The sequence below is a fragment of the Billgrantia sp. C5P2 genome, assembly GCF_051062895.2.
The window spans coordinates 4,156,206-4,180,708 of sequence record NZ_CM128542.1 but is presented as its reverse complement, the minus strand read 5'-3'; the positions used below and the strand labels follow the sequence as shown (position 1 = coordinate 4,180,708).

Sequence of the window (24,503 nt, the reverse complement as noted above, 5' to 3'; positions counted from 1 at the left end):
GTAAGTTGCCTCTCTAGCCCTACAGTTTCCCTGTTGGCCGCCGATACCTATCTTGACCATATGGTCAAGATAGGCGCGTCTTACCCTGGCGATGCGCCACAGCCAAAGGGAAAGCCATGATTAACCTCACGATAGCCCAGAAGCTGCTGCTCTGTATCAGCCTGTGCATGCTGTTGATAGTCGGCGGTTCCACAATCGTCCAATACAGGCTCTTCGGTGATCTGGTCACAGAACGAGTCACGGCGGCAGAGCTGCCTGCCACACTGGAAAGTATCCGCAATGACATCGATGCGACACTGACAGGTCCTGTTACTACTGCCCAGAGCCTGGCGCACAACCGTTACCTGCAGGCTTGGCTGTCGGCAGGAGAGCCCGAAGAAGGAGCCACGCAGGCAGCCGACTACTTTCAGGATATACAACAGCGTACTGGTGCCAGTATCGTCTTTTACGTTTCGGCACACAGCGGGAATTACTACACGGGGAATGGCGTCGAGCGCACGCTGAGCCGTGACCGAGACCATTGGTTCTACGATCTGGTGGATGCCAGCGATGGTGAGGCCTACCAGTTGAACGTCGATACCGAAGGCGGAGAGGTCCAGGTATTCATCAACCATGTCATCGAGGCCGATGGGGAGCGTGTGGGGATCGCCGGTGTCGGCTATTCGCTGGACGCTATGGCGGAGATGATACGCAACTATCGGCTGGGCGAGAGTGGCAGCGTCTTTTTAGCAAACCGAGATGGCACCATCAGCATTCATCCCGAGGGGGCTGACCGGGTGGGAGAGCCCATGGAGACCCTGCCGGGCTGGGAGAACATAGCGGAAGAGCTGGTAAGCGGCGAGGGGTATCGTTACGCGATAGCAAAGGACGCCGAGGGTACTGAGCAATTGGTGGCTGCCATCGACGTGCCGGGTACCGACTGGGTTGCCTTTGCCCAGATTCCGCGGAATGAACTGTTCGCGGATCTCAACCGGGCCGTCCTGCTGGTCGTACTGAGTGTGGCGTTGATTCTGGTGGCAAGCCTGGCCGTCATCGCTCTGCTTCTGAGAGCGTTATTCCGACCAATACGGCGCACGGCCCAAGCCATGAGGGAAGTCGCCGAAGGTGACGGCGACCTGACGCTACGCCTGCCGGTCGAAGGCCGGGATGAAAGCACCGAGCTGGCCATTCAATTCAACTCCTTTGCTGACAAGATGCACGATGTTCTGGCGCAGGTGAGAAGCAGTAGCGATTCGGTTCGGCTGGCTGCGCAGGAGATCGCCAGCGGCGGTCATGACATGTCACGCCGCACCGACCAGGCCGCTTCCAGCCTCCAGCAGACCTCGGCTTCGATGGAGGAGATCAATGGCACCGTAGCCAACACGTCTGGCTCCGCGCAGGAGGCCAGCGTTCTTTCGCAGGCGGCATCAGACCTGGCACAGCGTACCTCCGGCAGGGTCGAGCATGTCATCTCGACGATGGGTGAGATTCAGAATGCCTCCTCACGAGTTGCCGATATCGTCAAGGTCATGGACGACATCGCCTTCCAGACCAACCTGCTGGCCCTGAATGCCTCGGTCGAGGCGGCGCGGGCAGGAGAGAGTGGAAGGGGGTTTGCCGTGGTAGCCGGTGAGGTGCGTCAGTTGGCCACGCGCAGTGCGTCGGCTTCGCGTGACATACGCCAGCTCATCGAGGTGTCGAGTGAGAAAGTGCAGGACGGCACGCACTTGGTACGCGAAACCGGCGACGCCATGCAGCGCCTCATGGAGGGGGTCGATGGGGTTGCTTGCATGCTGGGAGAGATCAGCCACGCTGCCAGTGAGCAGAGTGACGGTATCGCCCAGGTCAACATCGCCGTGGCGGAACTCGACCGAATGACGCAGCAGAATGCGGCGCTGGCAGAAGAGACAACTTCGGCTGCCGAGCAGTTGCGGGAGCAGGCAGATCGCCTGGCAGACATGGTGGGGCGCTTCAAGCTGAAGAGTTGCCCAGTGCCTCTCCAGAGGTTGAGTCAGGCAGTGGGGATGCCTGAGGGCCAGCCCCGCGAGGAGCGAAGCCGACCCTTGGCACTGGATGCCCTGTAAGGATCAAACCGCGGCGTTCTGCTCAATGCCCTGGAGGTACCAAGGGGCGCCGTCACGCACCTCGCGAATCAGGTGCCAGGTCTCATTGAACTCGGTCTGCTCGCCGTTTTCTTCGAGAACGCCGTGAAAGATAACCGTGGCTTCGGCCTGACCGCCTACCTCGCGTACGTCGCCGAGTTCGGCGAACAGGCGCACGATCTCCGTGCGGTTGTTCGCCGGCTGCTTGCTGCGCTCCTCACGCAGCAGGTTGTAGAGTTCGGGGGTGACGTACTCTTGAATACCGCCAAAGTCGTTGTTGTCCCAGGCGCGCTGTAGGGTCATGAAGTGCTCCTTGGCACCCGACAGGAAGCGCTCACGGTCGAACCAGTCCGGCAGACTACTGAAGGTACCACCGCCCATGGTGGCTCCGGGTGCCGGCTGGAAAGCCTGGGGCTCGGCGTAAGGCTGACGCTCGCTGGGCGGCGGTCCGCCGACCGCGGAGGTACGGCGCCGTGCGAAAAGTCGGAACAGTAGAAAGCCGAGGCCGGCCATCAGCAGAATGTCCATCATACGCAGCTCGTCGAAGGCGCCGCCGAAGAACAGCGCCGCCAGCAGACCTCCGGCCAGCATGCCGCCCAGCATGCCCGGCATGCGTGAGCCAGCGGCCCGGGTGGGCTGGGCCTGGGGCGCCGGAGCGGCCTGCTTGGGTGCGGTAGCCTGGCGGGAGAAGCTGCCGACATTGCTGCCGCCGCCCAGTCGGCGGGCTTCGGCATGTTCGACGGCCAGGCCGAAGCCCAGCACGGCAACCATGAGCATGACGAGAAAGTGGCGCATCGAAAGATCTCTTTATGGGGATGGAGGAGAAAGGGAATTTTGGTGGCCCCATTCTAGCGGCTATGCTGTCGAAAGTGATGACAAATAAAGGGGCAAAGTCGTGCGCCTGAAGAGTGAAGAGAGCTTGCTGCTGATCGTCGATCTGCAAGCGGGCCTGCTACCGGTAATCGATGGCGGCGATCAAGCCGTCAACGAGGCGGTATGGTTGGGAGGTGTCGCTTGCGCGCTGACCATCCCGGTATGGCTGACCGAGCAGTATCCGCAGGGCCTGGGGGGGAGCGATCCACGGCTGCTTGAAGCGCTCCCTGACTACCAGCTGTGGCAGAAGGTGCATTTCAATGCCCATGCCGAGCCGGACTTTGCCGGTGCGCTGGCGGAGAGTGGCAAGCGACAAATCGTGCTGTGCGGTAGCGAAGCACACATCTGTGTCATGCAGACCGGCCTGGGGCTATTGGAGGCAGGTTATGAAGTGTATTGGCTCAGCGAGGCATCGGTCAGCCGGCGCGCGGAGGAGGCGATGCTCGCCCGCGAACGCATGGTACGCGCGGGCGCAATCCCAGTGAGTGCCGACATGGTCGCCTACGAGTGGCTCGAGCGCTGTGATGACGAACGCTTTCGCCAGATCCACAAGCGTTTTCTCAAGCCGCGCTCGGCTCGCCCGCTGCGCTTCTTCTAGGGGCTCAGTGCTGGTCTTCGCGGCGAGTGAAGACCAGCGTATCGCCCTCCGACATGGCCGGGTTGTAGGCATAGCCAGCCACATCGAACTCCTTGAGCCTTTCCGGGTCGTCCAGGCGCTGTCGGATCATCCAGGCGGCCATGAGTCCCCGGGCTTTCTTGGCATAAAAGCTGATGATCTTGAACTTGCCGTTCTTCTCGTCCTTGAATATCGGTGTGATCACCCGCGCGTCGAGCCGCTTGGCGTCGACGGCCTTGAAGTACTCGTTGGAAGCCAGGTTCACCAGCACCTTCGAGCCGCTATCGGTGATGGCTTGGTCGAGCGCTTCGGTCAGGGAAGCCTGCCAGAAGGCGTAGAGATCCTTGCCGGCCGGATTGGGCAGCCGAGTGCCCATCTCCAGACGGTAGGGTTGGATCAGGTCGAGTGGCCGCAGCAGGCCGTACAGGCCCGAGAGAATGCGCAGGTGCTGCTGGGCAAAGGCATTGTCGTCGTCGCTGAAGGTGGCCGCCTCGAGTCCCATGTAGACGTCGCCCTGGAAGGCCTGGGCTGCCGGCTTGGCGTTGTCCGGGGAGAAGGGCGGTCGCCATTCGGCGAACCGGGCGGCATTGAGGCCGGCCAGTTTGTCACTGATCCCCATCAGATCGCTGAGCTGCTGCGGAGAGTAGTCTCGCAGAATAGTGATCAACCGCTGGCTCCGGTCGAGAAAGTCCGGCTGCGTGTGGATGGCCGTCGTGGCCGGAGTCTCGAAGTCCAGCGTCTTGGCTGGCGAGATCACGCTCAGCATGGGGCACTCCTGTACCTGAAAGAGACGAGTCGGGAATGGCGGGATTATACCAGCAGCGGCACGACGACGGGGCTATCGCAGCGATAGCCCCAGGCTTACGCTCGATCGGGCCTCAGGGGCAGGGGTTGGGAATGCGCCGATGGACTTCATCGATGGCATCGAGCACGCTCTGCTCAAGCTTGAGTGATTCGCTGGCGAGGTTGTCCTCGAGCTGTTCCATGGTGGTGGCGCCGATGATATTGCTGGTCAGGAAGCTGCGTGAATTGACGAACGCCAACGCCATCTGGGCGGGGTCCAGGTCATGTTCACGGGCAATGTCCACATAGGCGCGGGTGGCCTGTTCGGCGAGCGGAGAGGTGTAGCGCTGGAAACGCTCGAAGAGCGTGAGGCGAGCGTTCTCGGGGCGGACCCCATCCAGATACTTGCCAGAGAGCACGCCGAAGGCCAGCGGCGAATAGGCCAGCAATCCAACGTTTTCGCGATGGGCGATCTCGGCCAGACCGACCTCGAAGGTGCGGTTGAGCAAGTTATAGGGGTTCTGGATCGAGGCGACGCGTGGCAGGTTCAGGTGCTCGGCCAGTTGCAGCGACTTCATCACGCCCCAGGGGGTTTCGTTGGAGAGGCCGATGGCACGCACCTTGCCCGCCTCCACCAACTCCTTGAGTGCAGCGAGAGTTTCTTCCAGAGCGACCGTATCCTCCTCGTCGTCGTGAACATAGCCCAGCTTGCCGAAATAGTTCGTCGAGCGCTCGGGCCAGTGCAACTGATAGAGATCGACGTAATCGGTCTGCAGCCGCATGAGACTGGCATCGATGGCCTGATGGATCTGCTCGCGGCTCAAGCGCGAGCCGCCGCGAATATGTTCCATTCGGGGGCCCGTGACCTTGGTGGCGATGATGACATCGTCGCGGCTCTCGCGCCGCTTGAGCCAGCTACCGATGTAGGCTTCGGTGCGGCCCTGGGTCTCGGCTCGAGGTGGGACTGGATACATCTCGGCCGCGTCGATGAAGTTGATGCCGAAGGCTACGGCGCGGTCGAGCTGTTCATGGGCCTCGGCTTCGCTGTTCTGCTCGCCGAACGTCATGGTGCCCAGGCACAGGCGGCTGACTTCGATGCCCGTGTCGCCAAGCAATCGCGTCTGCATCATCGCTCCTGTAAGAGGTAGGGGTCGGAAGCGTTCTCGTGGCTTATCCAAGCCATGCTAGCCGAGGCCTACCTGAGCAGCAAATCATGGGGGGTTGAGTCACCGTCGGGGCGAGCGTATGCTGGCGACCCTCAGCGGCCCGGCGGAGTCCCGCGGCGAGCTCAAGACAGGCCATGACGATGTTCACAGGGTGTGAGCGCAGCGTCATGTGGCCAGCTTCAAGCAAAAGCAAGGTTGTTTGCAAAATGACGCAGGCATCATCACTGTTCATCCGGCTCGAATATCGTCTTGCGGAACAACTGTTCCACACGCGCTGGCTGCCACGCTCCCCGCGTACCCAGCGCTTGACCATGCATCTCTTCGAGCGCTGCGCCGACGCCGGGCACCCTGCGGCGCTATCGCTCTATGGGCACATGCTCTTCCATCGTGGCATCAGTCCACAGGACAAGGCGCGTGGCGCTCGCTACGTTCTCGAGGCGGCGCAGGCCGGTAATCTCAAGGCCCAGTACCAGGCGGGGCTGATTCTCGAACACGGCTGCGCCCAGTATCCCCGCCGTGAGGAGCGCGCCGTGACCTGGTATGCGCGTGCCGGCGAGGCCGGTCATTCGCTCGCTGCGCTGCGCCTGGCCAGGGCCTATCGCCTGGGCGAGCTGGGGCTGCCGGTGGATGGTGCCCAGGCCGAGCGCTGGCAGGCCTTGGCCGACCGTCATGCCGGGCTGGAGGGTGAGGAACTGGACAGCGACGTTGTCCAGGCCCGACACTAACCCTAACCTGTCGCGCTCCCTACCACTCAGCCCTGCTTCCGAGGACGTGCCCATTCGTGACGCTGCCGACACTGCTGGATATCGAGGCGTCCGGGTTCGGGCGCGGTAGCTACCCCATCGAGATCGGCCTGGCAAGGGCCGATGGTAGCTGCTGTGCCTTCCTCGTCCAACCCTTGGAGGAGTGGACGCATTGGGACCCCAAGGCCGAGCTGTTGCATGGGATATCCCGGGCACGCCTGCAACGCGAAGGCCTGCCCGTGGCTCAGGTGGCGCGCTGGCTCAACGACGAGTTGAGTGAGATCGGGGTGGCCTATAGCGACAGCTGGGGCTACGACAATACCTGGCTGTCGCTGTTGTTCCATCATGCCGGCGTGCTGCCGGCGTTCCGTCTCGAGGCGCTGCGTATCCTGCTCAGCGAGCAGCAGCTTGTGTTCTGGCACATGACCCGTGAGGCGTTGGTCAAGGAGTTGGGGATCCGCCGTCATCGTGCCAGCGAGGATGCACGGCTGCTGCAGCTCACCTACCAGCGTACGCGCCAGCAGGCCGACTGCGGCTAGCCTCCAGGAAGTCGGCGTCAGCCTTCGCCGCTCACCGCGAGCAACACCTTGCCGATATTGGCGTCCCGCTCGACATGAGCATGGGCGGCTTCGGCCTCGTCGATCGGCCAGGTGCGATCGATCAGCGGTCGGATCTCACCGCTCGTCAGGCGTGGCCAGACATGCGCCAGCAGCGCGTCGAGAATGGCGCCCTTGGCTGCCGGGGGCTTGGCGCGCAGTGTCGAACCGATCAATCTCTGCCGCTTCATCAGCATGCGCCCCAGGTCGAGTTCGGCGTGGCGTCCGCCCATCAGGCCGATCAGCACCAGGCGGCCATCGGCGTTGAGCACGTGCTGGTTGTCGGAGAGATAGGAAGCGCCTACCGGGTCGAGGATCACGTCGGCACCGCCCCAGGCCTTCACGGCATCCACGAAACTGCCCTCATGGCGGTTGAAGAGGCCGTCGGCCCCCAGTTCATGGCAGGCGGCGAGCTTGGCGTCGCTACCTGCTGTGACGAAGCAGGGGTGGCCAAATGCATGACAGAGCTGTATCGCTGCGGTGCCGACGCCGCTGGCACCGGCATGCAGCAAGACACGCTCACCGGAGGCCAGTTGGCCCTCCATGAACAGATTGAGCCAGGCGGTAGCGAATACCTCGGGGAGGGCGGCCGCTTCGCGCAGGCCGAACCCTTCAGGCAGCGGCAGCACCTGTCGTGCGTCGACCACCACCTCCTCGGCGTAGCCACCTCCCGCCAGCAGGGCACAGACCCGGTCGCCAGGGCGAAGCCCATCGACGTCGGGGCCGACCTCGGCCACTGTGCCGCTGACCTCCAGGCCCGGGATGTCGCTGACTCCGGGTGGCGGAGGATAATGACCGGCGCGCTGCATCAGGTCGGCGCGATTGACGCCGGCCCAGGCGACGCGCAGGCGCACTTCGCCGGCAGCGGGCCCTCTGGGGGCCGGTTGCTCACGCCAGTGCAGGCGCTCCTGCTCGATGACGATGGCGTGCATGGAGGGCCTCCTAGGTGGCGGATTCGGCGAGCCGGGCTTCCAGTGCATCCAACAGGGCGGCGGGTTCCTCGGCATCGATCAACTGGGTCCGGGTGCGGGCATTGAGGAAGCCGTGCTCCACGGTCTGGTCGAGGAAGGCCAGCAGAGGGGAATAGAAGCCGGCTATATCGAGCACGCCGATGGGTTTGTCGTGAAGCCCCAGGTACTGCCAGGTCCAGGCCTCGAACAGCTCCTCCAGGGTGCCGATACCGCCGGGGAGAGCGATGAAGGCGTCGGCGTGGGCAGCCATGCTGGCCTTGCGCTCGTGCATGTTGTTCACGCGTATCAGCGTCGGTAGCCCCTCGTGGGCCTGCTCGCGCTCCACCAGATGGTCGGGCATCACGCCGATCACGTCGCCGCCACCGGCGAGTACGGCGTTGGCCAGCTCTCCCATAAGGCCGATACGAGCACCACCATAGACCAGGCCATGGCCGCGCGCGGCGAGCTCATGCCCGAGGGCACGGGTGGCTTCAACAAAAGCAGGGTCCCGGCCATCGCGGGAGCCCAGGTAAACACAGAATTTCGACATGCGCGTCTCCTTGGCAAGCTCCTATCCTAGCTGCCAGGGATTGGCTTCGGAAGCGTCGAAATAGCGTCAGGGCAGGTAGTCGGCCACGGCGAACTCGGCATCGAGCCACTGACCGATCACGTTATTACCGCACAGGTGGTGGGCGTATTGGGTATGCAGGCAACGCACCTGGTCCCAGTTGGCAATGCCGCCGATGCCACGCTCGCGCAATATGCCCTCATAGCCGAGCCGTTCGACCTCATGGCGCTGTGCAGCGCTCATGTTTTGCCAGCGTGCCTCCACATAGTCGCGATGGCTGGCATGGTAGGCGGCAAGAAAGTCGCCATCCTCCCGAAGTCTTGCCTCGATCTGCTTGATGACGCCACTGGCTTCGATGCGAGAGATGTCGATCTTGAGTTGCTCGGAGCAGAGCCAGTAGAGGGTGGGAAAGGGCTTGCCATCGACGATAGGCGCCATGCGCAGCACCAGCGGAGTGCCTTCACCATCAACGGCCGCGACCGCCTCGATACCGCGCGGAGCACGGCCTAATTGCTCGGTAATGATGGCGAGCTGGCGAGCGTCAGGCATCTGGTCGGTCTGGATCACCATCGGCGGGTTCCCTTACGAACTTGTTGGAGCGGCCCACGGCGCGGAAGAAGGTTCGGTTGAGCTGCTCGGGTGTGGGCACGTAGCCACGCCACTGGCGTTCGCAGTACTCGTTGGCCCGTGCCATCAGCGCGTCGTAGAGGCGATTGAACGGCGCATCATAATCGTAGGGGTCGGCGCCGAACAAGCGGATATGCGGGAAGTCGGCGAACCGCTCCATGAAGTAGCGCTCCAGGTCGGCTTCCACGGCGCGGTGCTGGGCCACGTTGTCGGGGTCGAGCCAGAGGTTGTAGCGGATGGCCATGATGGACTCCTGCCAGCGATGAATGGCCCGTCGTTCTGCCGGGTCATGGAGTTTTGACCACATGAGACCGGGTTCGGCTCATGAGATCAGGCACGTGCCAGCGGGGCCAGGCGTGCTTGGCACAGGCGCATCAGATCGGCAGGCGCCAGGGCAATCTCCAGGCCGCGCCGCCCGCCGCTGACATGCAGTCTCCCTAGCGCCTCAGCGCTGTCATCGAGAAACGTCGGCAAGCGTCTCTTCTGCCCCAAGGGGCTGATGCCGCCCAACACGTAGCCAGTCGCCCGTTCGGCTTCGGCCGCTTCGGCCATGCTGGCGCGACGCGCCCCGGCCGCCTTGGCCAGCGCCTTGAGGTCGAGCTGGCCGGTCACCGGCACGATACCTACCGCCAGGCGGCCATCGTCGAGACGGGCAATCAGGGTCTTGAACACCGTGTTCGGGTCGAGTCCCAGGGCACTTGCGGCCTCCTCGCCATAGGCCGGTGCGCGCGGGTCGTGCTCATAGCTGAGCAGCTCGAAGGCGGCGCCATCGCGTTCCAACGCCTTGACGGCCGGAGTCATGCGTCGGCTGGCTCAGCGATGGGCTGCAGGTGGGTTTCGAGCGCTGCGCGCAGTTCGCCTTCGATAGGCACGGCGCGCTTGGTGGCGTGGTCGAAGTGCACCATCACGGTATGGCCGAGGTTGGTCAACTGGCCTTTCTGCCACGCCTCCTGGGTTACGGTAAAGGAGCTGTTGCCCAGCCGCGAGACGTAGGTGTGAATCTCGATGTCGCTGCCATAGTGCAGCTCGGCGCGGTAGTCGATCTCCATGCGCGCCATGATCAGCCGCCACTTGCGCGGATCCAGGTCCGGCGTGAACAGGCGGAACAGGTCGTTGCGTGCCAGCTCGAACCAGGCGGGCAGGCGAGTATTGTTGACGTGCCCGAGGGCATCGGTGTCGTAGAAGGCCGGCTCGATGGTGCGCACGAACATGGGAATTCCTCTATCACTCTGGTCTTGTGGCGTGTCGTTGGCAGGCTAACAGCATTGCCCCGAGCAAACGCTAGGTCAAGTGCGGGCCGCCTGCCTTGCGCCGTGCCACGCCTGCAGGCGCATCCAGGCCAGCAGCCACAGGGTCGCCACGGCGAAGCCCGCCAGAGTGCCCCATAGCAGGCCCAGGGTGGCGTAGGTGAGCGACACGCAGAGCGCATAACAGAGCAGCGCACCCAGGCCGGCCGGATAGTGCTTGATCACCGTGGCGGCCGGTGCCGCGCCGTGGGTGAGGTGCAGGATCACCAATAGCGGATACATCGAGATCGGGAAGGCCGCCAGCATGCCGGCCCAGGAGACCGGCAGCACGTGGGCCAGGCCGGTGACCAGGAAGACGATGGCGGTGGCAAGCCCGGCGCGAAGCACAAGCGGCTTCCAGCGTGAGCTGCCATGGTGCACCGTGACCCGGGTTTCCGGTACGTGTCGATAGAGCCAGGTAAAGACGAAAATGGCTACCAAGGTCACCAGGGTGCCGCTCAGGCGATCGAATTCGAAGCGGGTCAGCACGAGGCTTGCGAGCCACCAGGCGATGAGACCGCCCGCCGTGCCGGCGAGCACGCCAACCAGGCCGTCGCGGCGCCCGCAAACCAGGTAGCCGCCCCCCAGCGCCATGGTGGCGGTGAAGCCTGCCAGGCTGAACACGGCGCTCTCGGCGGCGAAGTCCGGTGAGATTTCCAAGCCGATGAAGAACAGGGCGATGGCAGTGCCCAGTGGGTAGCCGGAAAGCAGGCCGGCCACACGGGTACTGACGCGCTCGGCAACGACCGACAGGCCGAGCACGATACCGATCGATACCGCGAGCTTGGCCAGCTGCCAGCTCAGGGGAACGTCCATGACTGATTCCTTGAAAGAGAGGTAACGCTACTAGACGAGGCGCAGGCCCTGGCGATCGGCCCAGGCGGCGCCCACCGCGTGGGCCAGTATCTCACGTAGATGGGCGGGCAGGGCGGTGCGTGCCTCGTCGACGCTGGCAAACTCGCGGTTGCGCAACCAGCAATAGGCCCAGGCGCAAGCCTCGTCATCGTCTTCCGGCAGCGGGCGCGCCGGCATCTGTATCAGCAGGAAGGTGGCGGTGCGTGCCGCCCATAGCGGAATGCGGTCCCCTGACTCGGGCTGGCTCCATGCTTGGAGCATTGCCCCATCGGGAGTGGACTCGGGCTCGCCGAGGTGGGCCACTCGTGCCGTCTCGGCCAGGATCAGGGCGAGGCGGTCCGGCTCGCCCTGGCCGAGCTTGAGCCACTGGCCGATCAGCGCCGGCATGCCCCGACGTACCTTGGCATAGAAGCCGCTTTGCGGCATGGTCTTGCTCATACTGCTGCTTCCCGAGGAAAGAACATGGAGTTCGATTTTGCCACGCCCATCGAGCGTCGCCACCCCGATCATGGCGAATGGCCATCGCAGAAGTGGCATCGCTATGATGCCAGCATCCTGCCGCTGTGGGTGGCCGATATGGATTTTCGCTCCCCGCCGCAAGTGATCGAGGCGCTGCGAGAGCGGATCGATCATGGCGTCTTCGGCTATGGACTGGTCCCCGACAGTCTCAAGCGTACCCTGTGCGAGTGGAGCGCACGGGAATACGACTGGCCGATCGAGCCGGAGTGGCAACTGTGGCTACCCGGCGTGGTGCCGGCCCTGCACCTGGCCAGCCTGGCGCTGACCGAGCCGGGGCAGGGCGTGTTGACCGGCACACCGATCTATCCGCCGTTTCTCAAAGTGGCGGAGCGCACCGGGCGACTGGCCCAGCAGGCGCCGCTGGGCGAGCCGGCTGCTCCGGGCGAGCCATGGCGACTCGATCTGGAGGCGCTGGCGGCGGCGATCACGCCCGAGACGCGGCTGCTCTTGTGGTGTCATCCTCACAACCCCACCGGTCGGGTGTGGCGCCACGAGGAGCTGGCCGGGCTGGCGGAGCTGGTCGAGCGTCACGACCTGCTGGTGGTTTCCGACGAGCTGCACTGCGATCTGCTGCTCGACGAAGGGGCCGTGCACCGGCCGCTGGCAGCAGCGTTCCCGAGCTTGGCGGCACGTACCATCACCCTCTGGGCGCCTTCCAAGACCTTCAACCTGGCCGGCCTCACCGCGGCCTGTGCGGTGATTCCGGATGCCTCGCTGCGGCAACGCTTTGCCGCGGCAACGCGAGGTTTGATGCCGGACGTGAACGTACTGGGGCTGGTTGCCGCCGAGGTGGCCTATGGGCAGTGCAATCCCTGGCGTCGGGCGCTGATCGCGGTGCTGCGTGGCCACCGCCAGGCCCTGGTCGAGCGTGTCGCCCAGTGGCCGGGAGTCAGCATGAGCGCTCCCCAGTCCACTTATCTTGCCTGGCTCGACCTGCGCCATGCCGAAGGGCTGGCGCAATATGGAGGCTCGCCCCAGCAGGTCCTGATGGAGCAGGCTGGCGTGGCGCTCTCCGACGGTGCCGATTTCGGCTGGCCGGGCTTCGTGCGGCTCAATTTCGGTACCACCGCGTCACAGCTCGAAGAGGCGCTGGTTCGCCTCGACACGGTGCTGAAGGGGTGACAAGAGCTGCGGCGGCCCTCAGGGCCGCCATGGATCGGATGGTGCCGGATCAGTACAGCAGCGTGAACAGCTTGCGCCGATAGGTGACGGTCAAGGGATGATCTGCACCCAGGGCATCGAAGACTCGCAGCAGGGTCAGGCGTGCCGCATCATCTCCGTAGCTTCGATCCTTGCGCATCACGTCGAGAAGCCCTTCCAGCCCGGCCTCGTAGTCGCCGTCGGCGACTTGGCGCAGGGCACGCTTGAAGTTCGCCTCGCTGTCGTCACGGCCGGCCAGGGCAGCCAGTTCCTCGTCGCTCGGCGCCTCCTTGCGGAACTCGATGCTGGCACGCACGCCTCGCGCCGGGGCGGCGTCGCGCTCCTCGGGGGGCAGGTTATCCAGCAGGGCCAGCGCTTCTTCACTGCGGCCTTCCGCTACCAGCGCTCGGGCCAACTCCACCTGATAGGGGTAGTGCTCGGGGTGCTGCTGCATGAGTTCTTGGTAAAGGATGATGGCCGTGGCGGCATCGCCCTGGGCCAAGGCTTCAGCAGCTTGCTCCTCGGGGCTGGCCGGGGTGTGCTCCGGTGCAGGGAAGTAGCGCGACAGCCATTCGCGGATTTCCTTCTCGGGCAACGCCCCCTGGAAGTGATCCACCAGCCCGCCCTGGCTGATCAGCTTGACGTCCGGCACCGAGCGAACGCCGAGCTGGGCGGCGATCTCCTGGTTCTCCTCGATGTTGAGTTTGGCCAGGATGAAGGTGCCGCGATACTCCCGGGTCAATTTTTCGAGGATCGGCATCAGCGCCTTGCATGGCTGGCACCAAGGGGCCCAGCAGTCGAGCAGTACCGGCACCTGCATGGAGACTTCCAGCACCTGCTGGATATTGTTGCGGTCGACATCGATGATCAGTTGTTCATCGCTGGGCGCCGCTTCCTGCGAGGAAGAGGGAGAATCCTGAGGCGCCGTCAGCGGGGCACCATTGCGAGGGTCGACGATGGACATGGAAACGGCCTTGCTCAAAGAGTGAGTTTGTTCGAAAGATGCGGGTAAAGGCCGCGGGATTCAAGGGGCAGGTGTCGGACTGGCCGTCGCGTTGGTTAGCGGGCCGCCGTGGGCACGGCATCCATCCCGGGGCTGTGATAGTCTCGTCTACGTCCGGCCGTATCGGGGCCGGGCATCCAGACATGAGGATCCGTGGATGGCAACGTACCGACTCAACGGCGATAGCGACCTGATCGACAACCCTTCACCGCGCTGTGCCTGCATGCTGGTGCTGGATACGTCTGCGTCGATGTCCGGCCCGCCGATTCGTGAGCTCAACGCTGGCGTCCAGGCCTTCATTTCGGCCATTCAGGAAGACGACATGGCTGCCTGCTCGGTCGAGCTCGGTGTGATTACCGCCGGCGGCAAGGTGGCCGAGCAGTTGCCCTTCACCACGGCCATGAACATCTCGCAGTGCCGCCAGTTCACTGCCTCCGGACTGACGCCGCTGGGCGGTGCCATGGAATTGGCGCTGGATCGTCTGGAAGAGCGCACCGCGGCCTACCGCAAGGCGGGTGTGGCCTACTACCAGCCCTGGCTCGTCGTGATCAGTGACGGCGTGCCGACCGATCAGTGGCAGGCGGCCTCGGTGAGAGCGCGTACCCTGGCCCAGCAGCGTAAGCTGGTAGTCATGCCGGTGGGCGTCGAGGAGGCCGATCTCGAGGCGCTCAGCGCCTTCTCCACACGATCTGCCAAGCGCCTCGAAGGGCTGAAGTTCCGTGAATTCTTCCTCTGGCTCTCGGCCAGCATGAGCCGCGTCTCGGCGTCCTCGTCGACCACCGACCAGGTCAAGCTGCCGCCGACGGACAGCTGGGACAGCATCTAGCACGGATGCGTGACGTCGAAGGAGGCCGAGTGTTGGCACGCGCACTGGTAGTGACGGATTCTCAGGGCAAGGAGCGCCGGCTCGGCAAGCGTCTCGAGCGCGGAGGCGAGGGCGAGATCTTCGCTCTGCGCGACCGCCTCGACGTGATCGTCAAATGGTACTACCCCGAGGTGCTCGAAAAGCGCGGCGAGGAACTGCACCGCAAGGTCGAGGCCATGCGCGGCCTGCGCGATGCCCACATGACCCGCGACGTTTGCTGGCCCCTGATCCGCGTGTTCGACGAACAGCATCGCTGGATAGGATTCGCCATGTATCGCGCGCGTGGCGTGAAGATGAGCTTCCTCGCCCATGCCCTGCTCTACCAGCGCTACTTTCCCGGTCTCGATCGGCGCCGGATCGTCGGCTACCTGATCCGCTTCGTCGAGATCGTGCAGCAGTTGCACGAGGCCGGGGTCTGCATCGGCGATTACAACCTCAACAACGTCTTCTGTGTCCCTGCATCCGAGCAGGTGACACTGATCGACTGCGACAGCTACCAGTTGCGGGTCGACGGCACCTTCTACCCTTGTCCCGTGGGCAGCCCCGACATGACGCCCAAGGAGCATCAGGGCGTCTCCTTCCGCCATATCGTGCGTTCGCCGCGCAGCGAGGCCTTCTCGCTGGCCATCGTACTGTTCAAGTGCCTGATGCTGGGTCGTCACCCCTACGACATCGTCGGTGGGGATGACCCGGTGCGCAACCTGCGGCGCGGCAACTTCGCCTACGGCCGCGGCCAGCGCGACGTGCCTCAAGGCGTCTGGTACGAACTCTGGAGCGAACTGCCCGACACCATTCGTGACATGTTCGTGACCACCTTCACAGTAGGGGCCGACGCGCCCATCCAGCGGGCTACGCTGGCCCAGTGGCATGCCGCGTTGAGTGACTATCGCGAGGCGATGTCGACGGGCCAGTGTGCCGTGCATCTGGCCAAGCCGGGGCGGCCTCAGCGCTCGCAGGTGCTGCATGCCCGTTGAGACGGATATCCGCAATAGCGAGCCGGTGGCCGTATGGTCGGCTCTGAGTGTCGCTACCGCCGGGTTGGCCCACCTCGAGGGCACGCCGCCATTGCCGTGTCAGGACGCCGTGGGTGCGGTGGCAAGTTCGCGTCCTGTGCTGGTGGTGGCCGACGGTGCAGGCAGTTCGCCGGCCTCGGATCTGGGCGCGCGTTTCCTGGTTGCCGCCATGCTGCGATTGGCCGATACCCTTGAGGCGCAGCTCGCCTGGTTGCTCGACGGCCGGGTTGCGCCCTCCCCGGAGGCGCTGCATCAATTCGCCGAACTGCTCGCTCGCCATGCCCAGGGTAGCCTGGTCGACCGCGCTGCCGAGCAGAGCCGGCCGGCGCGCGACCTGCGCTGTACGTTGCTGCTGGCCCTGGTGGGTCGCGAGCGGCTGCTGTGGCTCAAGGTGGGGGATGGCGAGATCGTACTGGAGAGGGCGGTGCCCAGCGACGCGCAGGAGGGAGGAGAGCCCGGGCTGCTGCCGCACCTTTCCACCTTGGGCGAGCGAGGCAAGGGCGAGTTTGCCAACCAGACGATCTTTGTCGATGAACGCCTGGTCTTCGCGCAGGTGCAGTACGGCTGCGAACCGATGGCGGCCCTGACCGGAATCGCCCTGATGAGCGACGGCGCCGCCGAAAAGCTGGTCTCGCTCGATGGCGAGCAGGTCTCGGGGCAACTCAGCCTCTGGCTCGACGATCTGCGCCAGGGGCGGCTGCGCCAGCGCGATCTGGTGCGCTGCTTCTACAGCGAAGGGTTCTGCCGTGGCACCGGCGGCGACGATCGCAGCATCGCCCTGTTGGCCAGGGGCCTGGATGAGGTAGGCACTCCGTAGGCTATGCTTTCCTGTATGTCGCCAGAAACCGCCTTCTTGCCATAATGCCGGGAATGGTTCGCTATCGGCGACCTTGGGTAGGAGAGACGACACCAGGCTTCGAATGGAAGAACCAAGGATGGGGAAAGGGATGCAGAAACCGCAGTACAGGCCGGATATCGATGGCCTGAGGGCGATAGCCGTCATCCTGGTTGTCGCCTACCATGCGGGAGTGCCGGGATTTGGGTTCGGGTTCATTGGCGTAGACGTTTTCTTCGTCATCTCGGGCTATTTGATCACGAGCCTACTGCTAAGAGAGTTGGAGAGCACTGGCAGCATAAGCCTCCTCTCCTTCTACGGACGCCGTGTCCGACGACTGATGCCGGCAATGGTCGTCGTGATAACTGCCTCCCTTGTCCTTGGCTATATTCTTCTCACTCCCATCGGCCAGCAGCAAAGTCTTGCCGAGTCCGCTATCGCTTCCATTGCATTCTTCGCCAATTATTATTTTATCGCGACGACGGGAGGTTATTTCGACGGCCCCACCGATCAGGTTCCGCTGTTGCACATGTGGTCCCTGTCCGTGGAAGAGCAGTTCTATGCCGTCTGGCCTGTCCTGCTCATCGTCAGCGTGGCCATCGCCAAGCGCTACCAAAAAAGGGCGTGGACGATTATTTCGATGCTGGCTGTATTGGGTATCGGTGCTTCCTTCTTCTATGGCGTATGGCTGTCCAACACCAACCCGAACGCGGCTTACTTCTCCGTCCTTTCCCGTGGCTGGCAGCTTCTGGCGGGTGCGCTGCTGGCCTGTGCCGTTGGCCGCGTGCTGCTCGTACGAGCCTCGCCCGCCGCCGTGTCTGCGCTGGCTTGGTTCGGAGCGGGGCTGTTGCTGGTCGCGGCATTCGTCATCGAAGGTTCCCATGCGTATCCTGGCTGGGCAGGCGTGCTTCCGGTCCTCTCGGCATTGGCGCTGATCGTGGCCGGGTTCGGCAGTAGTGCGAATCCCGTCTCCCGACTGCTCTCGACGCGGCCCTTCGTCTTCGTAGGGAAGATATCTTACCCCTGGTATCTCTGGCACTGGCCCCTGCTGGCCATGGCGCGAGCCTATCAACTGGGAGAGGGGGATCTGATACGCGATGTGGCGCTGGCGTCCCTTTCGTTCTTACTGGCCTACCTGACATACCGTTTGGTGGAAAAGCCTGTCGTAGGATTTTTTACGCAGCGATCCGTATCCAATCAGCAGCTCGTCAAGTTGGGAGCTTTTTCCTCCGTTCTGCTCGCTCTCGCTGCGTTCGGGCTGATGAGTCATGCCAACCAACAGAAGAGCATGGGGTTCTATCGCCAGTTGGAAAGTGCTGCGGAAGACGTGCCCGACCTTCGTGGGAAATGCCATTTGAGTTCTCCTTTCCAAGGGCTTCCGGACGAATCCATTTGTGTGAACAGGTCCGATAGAGAGGCTCCGGACTTGTTGCTCTGGGGTGATTCCCATGCGGACCACTATTCACCGATGCTGGATGAGCTTTCGGATGATTTGCAGTTTGCGTTTCTCCAACGAACCTTTAGTACCTGTCCCCCATTGATGGGTTATTCCCATGGCTATACTCAAGGCCATCCCCAGGAGAACGACCGGAACTGCGAGCTGTTCAAGGAGGAGATGGCGAGCGAACTCTCCCGGTTGGCGGAGCGGGGGCTCTCGGGGGTCGTGCTGAGTGCCAGTTGGCTGGGGCGGCCCAGCAGTGAAACCCACTTATCCCTGGCGGAAGAGGGGCTCAGGGATACCGTCGATATGCTGCTTGATTACGGGCTGCGAGTGATTGTCGTGGCGCCCACACCCGTTTTCAGCGTTCCCATGACGGATTGCCTGGCCAGGCGGACGGTAGAATCATGCAGTACTTTCCAGCGACGGCTGGAAAAGAGACGGGAGGCCATCCTTGCCGTCATGCACGAGATAGCCGAGGAAGAAGCGGACGTCAGGATCGTCGATTTTTATGCGCGGTTATGCCCGGGGGGAAGATGCCACTCGCTCCTGGGGGATACGGTGGTGTATCGAGACGAGCATCATCTCACGACTCGTGCCGCCAGGGAGCTTTCTCCCCATGCACGCAACGATATCGAGTGGCTTCTGTAGTATGCGGTCTTCGGTTCAGTAACCGAGCGAACATAAAGAACGAGGCCTCATGGCCTCGTTCTTTGTGTGCCGGCGCCATCGAGCCGATTGGCACCAGAAGGCCGGCTACCTATTAGTCGGCGGTTAGGTTGTGCGGTGGTACTCACGGACGGCTGAGCAGGTATTTACCAAGAGCGCTGAGCATGCCCTCCCAGCCGGACCGATGGCCTGCTATGTCTTCCTGCCCATCGAAATAGAGGCCCTGCTCGATCAGCCTCATGCGCGCCCCGCTATCCGTCGCCTCGAATGTGATGGCAACTGTGCCGGCAAAGTTGAGTCGGCCAGCGCTGCTGAGCGATGTTGAATAGACGATGCGCTGTTCGGGCTCGATTGCGAGGTAATGGTTCTCGTTAATGTATTGCTGACCACCCTTGGGACCGAAGCGGCAGATATCCGACTCACCGACGGTGAAGCGGAACTGGTCGAAGGCCATCACCCAGCCATCTCCTGGATCACCCCATGCCCGCTGCGCTTCTTCGCTCGACCAGGCCAAGAAAGCAGCACTAAGCGGTCGATCGACATCCTTTTTCAGTTCAATAGTGCCCACTACAATGCTCATGCGAATGTCCTCTTTCTGGCAGTGTTTGTGACGCAGCACCAGATTGGACCAAAGCAATTGCGAAGTTCAGGGGCAGACTCTACGATTTCAGGGCATTTGTGCCAGAATTCGAGAATGCCAATGCGCCCGTGCTCTACAGATCCGCTTCGAGTTTCGATACTGAGCCTGCCCGAAAGTGGGACGATGGCAGCCTTTGGCTTGCATGAAGTCCTTGGAGACACGGGAACGAATAGCAAAGCACTGTCCCGCCCCATTCATCCGAAGTTGGTTGCGAGCCGCAGCGAGACGTATAGGTCCAGCACCGGGTTGCAGGTCACACCTGACGAGGGCCTGAAGGGAAACTGTGCTGACGTTATCATCATCTGCGACATCCACCTGAACCTCGATGACTCACCTGAAGGTCGATGGCCGGAGGAGATCGCGTGGGTGCGCCGCCACTTCGATCATGGTTCCCTCGTATGTTCGACGTGCAGCGGTTCCGTGCTCCTGGCCGAAGCGGGCCTCTTGGATGGCCTCGAGGCGGCTTCGCACTGGGCCATGGCCGACCTGTTTCGCGACCGCTATCCAAGCATCAAGTTTCGGCCGGAGCGAATCCTATGCGACAGCGGACGCAACGGCCAACTGATCACAACAGGCGGAGCGTCCTCTTGGCAGGACCTTGCCCTTTATCTGATTGGGCGTTTTTGTGGTGCGAAAGAAGCTGCCCGAGTTGCACATCTTTTTCTGCTCGGCGACAGGGGCTACGGTCAGTTGCCCTTTGCATCCATGGCGCGGCCGCGACAACATAATGACGCCGTCATATCCAGAATTCAGGAGTGGCTCGTCGATAACTACGTCACGCCGAATCCGGTCACTGCCATGGTAGGCCGCTCTGGCCTGTCAGAGCGTAGCTTCAAACGTCGCTTTTCCGCAGCCACGGGATATACACCTGTCGAATATGTTCAGGCGCTCAGGATCGAGGAAGCCAAGCAGATGCTCGCAACCGATGAGATGGGCATTGAAGAGATATCCGCCGCAGTAGGTTACGAAGACTCGACCTTCTTCCGCAAGCTGTTCAAGCGCCGTGCGGGCGTGACCCCGGCGCAGTACCGACAACGCAACCGCCTTAGCAGCCTGCTGGTGTGAATGGCCTTTTTGCCTCGAATCGTTGAGCCTGCCTCTGATTCGATCCGGCCGGATCTGCCGCCGTTGAGAAAGCGAGGGCGCACGTCGTTCAGCTATCAGCCGTTTTTGCAGGACGAAGCCGTGGAAGGCGACTGGAGCAACTGAGTTGCTGCGACTCTTGAACGACGAGACCATTCTTGACTCTCGCCGGGAGTGAAATGCTCATCGATGTGTAGGGGCGGGAATTCTTGCAATCTCTTAAACGCAAAAAACCCGCCACAGGGGCGGGTCGATTGCAATTTTTGGTTGGTAGCGGGGGCCGGATTTGAACCGACGACCTTCGGGTTATGAGCCCGACGAGCTACCAGACTGCTCCACCCCGCATCAACGTGAGGCGTATACTACGCTTTTTCTGCGCTGTGTCAAGGAGGGCGACGTTGTGCGTGCAAGGGCGCCGCTTGTGTCCATAATCAGGAGGGGGAAGCTTGAAGGCGAGCCCTTCTGCCAGCATCCTGTTATAGCTGGCCTGCCCCGGCAGGACCGGCAATGCGATTACAAGCGTCATGATCAGGGAGGTGGAATATGACTCAATCAGCACCCGTAGCGTGGGTCACTGGCGGAACCGGTGGTATTGGTTCGGCGATTTGCCGTGCATTGGCATCGGCGGGTTACCACGTGGTGGCGGGCTACCACAATCCGGAAAAGGCAAAGTCCTGGCTCGAGACTCAGAAGGCCGACGGATACGACAATATCTCCCTGTCGGGTGTCGATCTGACCGACTACCAGGCGTGCGAAGGAGGGGTCAAGGAGATCGAAGCGGCCCATGGGCCGATCAGCGTACTGGTCAACTGTGCCGGCATCACCCGCGATGGCACGATGAAGAAGATGACCCCCGAGCAGTGGCACGAAGTCATCGACACCAACCTCAACACCGTATTCAACACCTGCCGTAGCGTCATCGAGAGCATGCTCGAGCACAAGCATGGGCGCATCATCAATATTTCCTCGATCAATGGCCGCAAGGGGCAGTTCGGCCAGGTCAACTACTCGGCGGCGAAGGCCGGCATGCACGGTTTGACCATGGCGCTGGCCCAGGAGACCGCCACCAAAGGCATCACCGTCAATACCGTGTCGCCCGGCTACATTGCCACCGACATGATCATGAAGATTCCCGAGAACGTGCGTGAAGCCATTCGCGAGACCATCCCGGTCAAGCGCTATGGCACGCCTGAGGAGATCGCAAGGCTGGTCGTGTTCCTGGCCGACAAGGAGTCCGGCTTCATCACCGGGGCCAACATCGATATCAACGGCGGCCAGTTCATGGGCTGAATGCCAAAGCGGGGTCCTACGGGAGGCCATCTGGGCCTCCCGTTCTCGTTCTACCGGGGCATCAAGGAGGTGGCAGGCGTGTCAGGCGCGTGAGGAGCGAGTCGAGTTCACCCACTTCCCGTTCCCATTGCTCGGGGGAGACCGGCCCCGTCGCCAACAGGTTGCGCAGTACGATGCTGACTTCCTCGGCGCGGCTCAGTTCGCGGCCAAGCCCTTCGTTGAGACGCTCGACCTGGATGGCCAGGCGCAGGGGCTCATCATGCTGGCTGACGCGGCCCATGGCGAGCAGCGAGAGATGTACGCGCAGACGCGCCAACTGCTCACTGACTTCCTGAGGGGGCGGCGGGTTGTGCCGTGAGGCGTTGCGCTGCTCGTGAGCGCTGCGCATGTCTGTGGACAGGTCGAGCCCCTGGTCGAAGGGAACCTCCTCGCAGGCGCTCCCCTCGAGGCACGCTGCATCCGCTGCCAGATGAGCGTCGAGCAGTGAGCGGCAGGCCTCCCAGCGCTGAATTTCTTCTACAACGGCCAGGCGTGCCAGGCGCTCACGGCGGGTGCGAACGATGCCGCTCCAGCGCCGCCGCATGCCTTCCGTGCGTCTTCCCGAAGGTAGCGGTTCCAGGGCGGCGGCCTGGTCGATGGCTTGCTCCAGCACAGCACCGTCGGCGTGGCGAGTCGGCTGCCAGGCGTCGAGCCGGTCGATGAGGGCCTGCATCTCGTCGAGGCGTTGACGCCCCCGCTGCATGCGGTCGTCACGCTGGGCTTCGCGCAGGACGAAGATCTGGTCGCAGGCCGAGCGAAACTCGCGCCACAGCGTCTGTTCTTCCCCGCGTGGGGCACGGCCTAGTTCGCGCCAGCGCTGCTGCAGGCTCTTGGCTCGTGCCGCTCGGGCATCGGGGGGCAGCGGGCGCTCGATCAGCGCCTGGGCCTCGTCGATGAGCTGTCGTTTGGCGTCGGCCACCTCCTTGGCGCGCTGGTCTATCAGGCTTTGCAGCGCGAAGCGGATGCGGCCGAAGCGCCGCCCGATGGCTTGGGCCTGCTCGCGCGGCACAGGGGAGTGGCGGCGCCACTCTTCACGCGCCTGGTCGCGGATACGCCTCAGGGCATCCGGGTCGGCATCGGCGGCGGGCATGTCCAGCAGGGCTTCGAGCTGCTCGCACAGGGCGATGCGTGCCTCGAGGTTGCGCGAGCGCTCATGGACCTGATGTTCGCGCCATGGGGCCAGGCGCTCGTGGATACGGTCGGAGGCGCTGCGAAAATGCTCGGAGAGCTCGCGGCTGGCGGCGGCATCGCCGAGCCCCTTCCAGTCGCGTATCAACTGGCGGTGACGGCGGTCGAGCTCGGCATCAGGGAGGGTGGTATCGTCGGCAAGCAGTTCGATGGCCTGGCATAGCTGTTCGCGCTTGGGGCCGGCGACGAAGCCGCGCCAGTCGCGCAGCTCGGCCAGTCGGGCGCCAAGCCGCTTGAGCGTGGCCTGGTAGGGGCGAAGCTTCGCTGCGGGCAGCGTATCGGCGCGATGCCTGAGGCTCTGGTGAAGACGGCTGGCGCCCTTGAAGGCGCCACGGTCGAGCAACTGCTCTAGTTGCTCGAGGTCTTGGGTGAAGCGATCAAGGCGTGCCTCCAAGGCCTCTTCTTCCGGCTCCTCCCGGCCGGACAGCATCTGCTGCGCGCGGACGAGCAGTGGTGACTTCGGTAGCGTGTCGGGCCAGTTACACGTTGCGATGACGCTCTGCAGCCGCTCGATGTCCTTCTCCTTCAAGGCCTGTTCGATATCGCTGGCGTGGCTCTCTAAACGCTCCCAGGCAGCGAGGACCTCATCGTAATTTCTCAGGACGGTGTCGTAGCGCTGTCGCAGCGCCTCGTCGGTGACGTGCAGGTCGGAGAGCGTTTGCCAGCGGTTGGCCAGCAGTACCTTCTGAGCGCGCAGGCTGGCGATGTCCTGCCCCGTGAGGCGGTCGCCGCGGGGCAGGCCGGCGAGGCTCTCCTCCAGCGCCTCGAGCAGCGACTCGCGAGCTTCCGCGGCCTGCTCCCGGCGGCGGTCCGTTTCGGCGATGGCGTGTTCATGCGCTTCGTGATCCGAGATGATCTTGCGGCAGCTCAGGCAGGCTTCCTGAAAGCGATGCTCCTGTTCGATTTCGGGTAGGTCGTCGAACGCTTCCCATTCGCGTACGAAGTGTCGGAACCGGCCCGCATAGAGGGGTTCCCAGGGAGCCCGGGCGTGCGCCTCCAGCTTGGCCAGCAGGGCTTCGCGCTGAGCCTGCGCCGCCGCCAGGGAGGCCGCATCCTTGCGCAGCCGGTTCAAGCGCTCGCGTGCGTGGCGTACGACCTGGCGGTCGCGGCGCGCTTGCTGGACCAGGCGTTGCAGGCCGGCTTCGCTGGTCACACGCGTCGCGGCGGCGTGGCGTACGGCGGCGATGCCGTTGTCGCAGGCCTGCTCGATGAGATCCTCTTCCGCTGTCAGGCGTTCCACGGCGGCCAGGCGCAGCTGCTGGTTGTCGCCCTCCAGCGCCAAGCGCGACAGCAGGACCCGGTCATCGAGGCTTTCGACGATACGCACGCGCTGGGCCAGGTCGTGGCCGCCGTCCTGGCCGCTGAGCAGCACGACCAGGCGGCGGCGGATTTCAGTCAGTTCCGGTTGGCGGGCCAGAAGAACGAGAAGCGTCTCGGGCGAATCGATTCTTTCCAACGCTGCTTGGCGCACGGTGGCATCCGTATCGAGGCACAGCGTTTCCAGAGCCTGACGCTGTTCCGGGCGTGCGGGATCGAGCCGGCCGATGGCCTGAGATCGGACCTTGGCATCGGGGTGCTGCCAGCGCGGGGCGAAAAGGCGGCGAAGGAATCCGGGCATGAGACATCCTGCAGTGAGA

At 63.4% G+C, this 24,503-nt stretch carries 25 protein-coding genes and 1 tRNA gene; 11 read left to right on the top strand and 15 right to left on the bottom strand.

Annotated elements, in window-relative coordinates; translation table 11 throughout:
- The first annotated feature begins 116 nt into the window (after positions 1-116).
- Entirely contained in the window at positions 117-2,063 is a 1,947-nt protein-coding gene (locus ACRWQA_RS19420; RefSeq protein ID WP_434230425.1) for a methyl-accepting chemotaxis protein, read from the top strand.
- A 3-nt stretch (positions 2,064-2,066) separates the two neighbouring features.
- Here the strand turns inward: ACRWQA_RS19420 and ACRWQA_RS19415 are convergent, their stop codons facing one another.
- On the bottom strand, positions 2,067-2,876 hold the full coding sequence (locus tag ACRWQA_RS19415; protein WP_434230423.1) for a Tim44 domain-containing protein: 810 nt from the start codon (positions 2,874-2,876) through the stop codon (positions 2,067-2,069).
- Positions 2,877-2,976: 100 nt separating this feature from the next.
- Between ACRWQA_RS19415 and ACRWQA_RS19410 the strand changes: the two genes are divergently transcribed.
- A complete protein-coding gene (locus ACRWQA_RS19410) occupies positions 2,977-3,552 on the top strand; it encodes an isochorismatase family protein (protein ID WP_434230420.1) in 576 nt (191 codons plus the stop codon).
- 4 nt (positions 3,553-3,556) lie between these two features.
- Here the strand turns inward: ACRWQA_RS19410 and yaaA are convergent, their stop codons facing one another.
- Both yaaA and ACRWQA_RS19400 read right to left on the bottom strand, forming a co-directional pair.
- Positions 3,557-4,336 carry a peroxide stress protein YaaA gene (gene yaaA / locus ACRWQA_RS19405; protein WP_434230417.1) on the bottom strand — a complete coding sequence of 260 codons (780 nt, stop codon included), beginning with the start codon at positions 4,334-4,336 and terminating at the stop codon, positions 3,557-3,559.
- Between the two features lie 112 nt (positions 4,337-4,448).
- Positions 4,449-5,480: an NADP(H)-dependent aldo-keto reductase gene (locus ACRWQA_RS19400; protein ID WP_263582286.1), complete on the bottom strand. Its 1,032-nt coding sequence runs from the start codon at positions 5,478-5,480 to the stop codon at positions 4,449-4,451.
- Between the two features lie 245 nt (positions 5,481-5,725).
- Here ACRWQA_RS19400 and ACRWQA_RS19395 point away from each other — a divergent pair, with 245 nt between their 5' ends.
- Together ACRWQA_RS19395 and ACRWQA_RS19390 are read left to right on the top strand one after the other, a co-directional pair.
- The gene (locus ACRWQA_RS19395) at positions 5,726-6,244 is read left to right on the top strand and encodes a tetratricopeptide repeat protein (RefSeq protein ID WP_434230416.1); all 519 of its coding nucleotides are present in this window, start codon (positions 5,726-5,728) and stop codon (positions 6,242-6,244) included.
- 56 nt (positions 6,245-6,300) lie between these two features.
- Entirely contained in the window at positions 6,301-6,801 is a 501-nt protein-coding gene (locus ACRWQA_RS19390; protein WP_263582288.1) for a hypothetical protein, read from the top strand.
- A 17-nt stretch (positions 6,802-6,818) separates the two neighbouring features.
- On the opposite strand, the gene ACRWQA_RS19385 is transcribed toward ACRWQA_RS19390, so the two are convergent.
- The 8 genes from ACRWQA_RS19385 to ACRWQA_RS19350 form a co-directional block, all read right to left on the bottom strand.
- Complete coding sequence (locus ACRWQA_RS19385; protein ID WP_434230413.1) at positions 6,819-7,790, bottom strand: NAD(P)H-quinone oxidoreductase; 972 nt, start codon at positions 7,788-7,790, stop codon at positions 6,819-6,821.
- A gap of 10 nt (positions 7,791-7,800) precedes the next feature.
- Positions 7,801-8,358: an LOG family protein gene (locus tag ACRWQA_RS19380; protein WP_434230410.1), complete on the bottom strand. Its 558-nt coding sequence runs from the start codon at positions 8,356-8,358 to the stop codon at positions 7,801-7,803.
- Between the two features lie 66 nt (positions 8,359-8,424).
- On the bottom strand, positions 8,425-8,946 hold the full coding sequence (locus tag ACRWQA_RS19375; RefSeq protein WP_434230408.1) for a DUF501 domain-containing protein: 522 nt from the start codon (positions 8,944-8,946) through the stop codon (positions 8,425-8,427).
- The gene (locus tag ACRWQA_RS19370; RefSeq protein ID WP_434230406.1) at positions 8,918-9,247 is read right to left on the bottom strand and encodes a hypothetical protein; all 330 of its coding nucleotides are present in this window, start codon (positions 9,245-9,247) and stop codon (positions 8,918-8,920) included. Before ACRWQA_RS19370 ends, ACRWQA_RS19375 begins: the two co-directional genes overlap by 29 nt.
- An 86-nt stretch (positions 9,248-9,333) precedes the next feature.
- Positions 9,334-9,804, bottom strand: a complete 471-nt coding sequence (gene ybaK, locus ACRWQA_RS19365; RefSeq protein WP_263582293.1) for a Cys-tRNA(Pro) deacylase — start codon at positions 9,802-9,804, stop codon at positions 9,334-9,336.
- Positions 9,801-10,214 (bottom strand): acyl-CoA thioesterase, encoded by a 414-nt coding sequence (locus ACRWQA_RS19360; protein WP_263582294.1) that lies wholly within the window; start codon positions 10,212-10,214, stop codon positions 9,801-9,803. The genes ybaK and ACRWQA_RS19360 overlap by 4 nt, the downstream gene beginning before the upstream one ends.
- Before the next feature lie 75 nt (positions 10,215-10,289).
- Complete coding sequence (locus tag ACRWQA_RS19355) at positions 10,290-11,105, bottom strand: hypothetical protein (protein ID WP_263582295.1); 816 nt, start codon at positions 11,103-11,105, stop codon at positions 10,290-10,292.
- A gap of 30 nt (positions 11,106-11,135) precedes the next feature.
- Positions 11,136-11,570, bottom strand: coding sequence for a hypothetical protein (locus ACRWQA_RS19350; RefSeq protein WP_263583903.1), 435 nt, complete (start codon positions 11,568-11,570; stop codon positions 11,136-11,138).
- 36 nt (positions 11,571-11,606) lie between these two features.
- Here ACRWQA_RS19350 and ACRWQA_RS19345 point away from each other — a divergent pair, with 36 nt between their 5' ends.
- Entirely contained in the window at positions 11,607-12,785 is a 1,179-nt protein-coding gene (locus ACRWQA_RS19345; protein ID WP_434230404.1) for a MalY/PatB family protein, read from the top strand.
- A gap of 49 nt (positions 12,786-12,834) precedes the next feature.
- On the opposite strand, the gene ACRWQA_RS19340 is transcribed toward ACRWQA_RS19345, so the two are convergent.
- Positions 12,835-13,767 carry a tetratricopeptide repeat protein gene (locus ACRWQA_RS19340; protein ID WP_434230402.1) on the bottom strand — a complete coding sequence of 311 codons (933 nt, stop codon included), beginning with the start codon at positions 13,765-13,767 and terminating at the stop codon, positions 12,835-12,837.
- Positions 13,768-13,963: 196 nt separating this feature from the next.
- Here ACRWQA_RS19340 and ACRWQA_RS19335 point away from each other — a divergent pair, with 196 nt between their 5' ends.
- The 4 genes from ACRWQA_RS19335 to ACRWQA_RS19320 all read left to right on the top strand — a co-directional run bounded on the left by ACRWQA_RS19335 (position 13,964) and on the right by ACRWQA_RS19320 (position 18,608).
- Positions 13,964-14,632 carry a vWA domain-containing protein gene (locus ACRWQA_RS19335; RefSeq protein ID WP_263582298.1) on the top strand — a complete coding sequence of 223 codons (669 nt, stop codon included), beginning with the start codon at positions 13,964-13,966 and terminating at the stop codon, positions 14,630-14,632.
- 29 nt (positions 14,633-14,661) lie between these two features.
- The gene (locus ACRWQA_RS19330; protein WP_263582299.1) at positions 14,662-15,645 is read left to right on the top strand and encodes a kinase; all 984 of its coding nucleotides are present in this window, start codon (positions 14,662-14,664) and stop codon (positions 15,643-15,645) included.
- Complete coding sequence (locus ACRWQA_RS19325) at positions 15,635-16,501, top strand: PP2C family serine/threonine-protein phosphatase (RefSeq protein ID WP_434230399.1); 867 nt, start codon at positions 15,635-15,637, stop codon at positions 16,499-16,501. The genes ACRWQA_RS19330 and ACRWQA_RS19325 overlap by 11 nt, the downstream gene beginning before the upstream one ends.
- A 130-nt stretch (positions 16,502-16,631) precedes the next feature.
- Positions 16,632-18,608, top strand: a complete 1,977-nt coding sequence (locus ACRWQA_RS19320; protein ID WP_434230396.1) for an acyltransferase family protein — start codon at positions 16,632-16,634, stop codon at positions 18,606-18,608.
- 142 nt (positions 18,609-18,750) lie between these two features.
- On the opposite strand, the gene ACRWQA_RS19315 is transcribed toward ACRWQA_RS19320, so the two are convergent.
- Positions 18,751-19,206: an SRPBCC domain-containing protein gene (locus ACRWQA_RS19315; RefSeq protein WP_434230394.1), complete on the bottom strand. Its 456-nt coding sequence runs from the start codon at positions 19,204-19,206 to the stop codon at positions 18,751-18,753.
- 183 nt (positions 19,207-19,389) lie between these two features.
- Between ACRWQA_RS19315 and ACRWQA_RS19310 the strand changes: the two genes are divergently transcribed.
- Complete coding sequence (locus tag ACRWQA_RS19310; protein ID WP_434230392.1) at positions 19,390-20,331, top strand: GlxA family transcriptional regulator; 942 nt, start codon at positions 19,390-19,392, stop codon at positions 20,329-20,331.
- A gap of 286 nt (positions 20,332-20,617) precedes the next feature.
- Here ACRWQA_RS19310 and ACRWQA_RS19305 read toward each other — a convergent pair.
- A tRNA-Met gene (locus ACRWQA_RS19305) sits at positions 20,618-20,694 on the bottom strand.
- Positions 20,695-20,892: 198 nt separating this feature from the next.
- Between ACRWQA_RS19305 and phbB the strand changes: the two genes are divergently transcribed.
- On the top strand, positions 20,893-21,639 hold the full coding sequence (phbB, locus tag ACRWQA_RS19300) for an acetoacetyl-CoA reductase (protein WP_263582302.1): 747 nt from the start codon (positions 20,893-20,895) through the stop codon (positions 21,637-21,639).
- A gap of 61 nt (positions 21,640-21,700) precedes the next feature.
- Here the strand turns inward: phbB and ACRWQA_RS19295 are convergent, their stop codons facing one another.
- Positions 21,701-24,484: a DUF349 domain-containing protein gene (locus tag ACRWQA_RS19295; RefSeq protein WP_434230389.1), complete on the bottom strand. Its 2,784-nt coding sequence runs from the start codon at positions 24,482-24,484 to the stop codon at positions 21,701-21,703.
- Positions 24,485-24,503 lie beyond the last annotated feature (19 nt).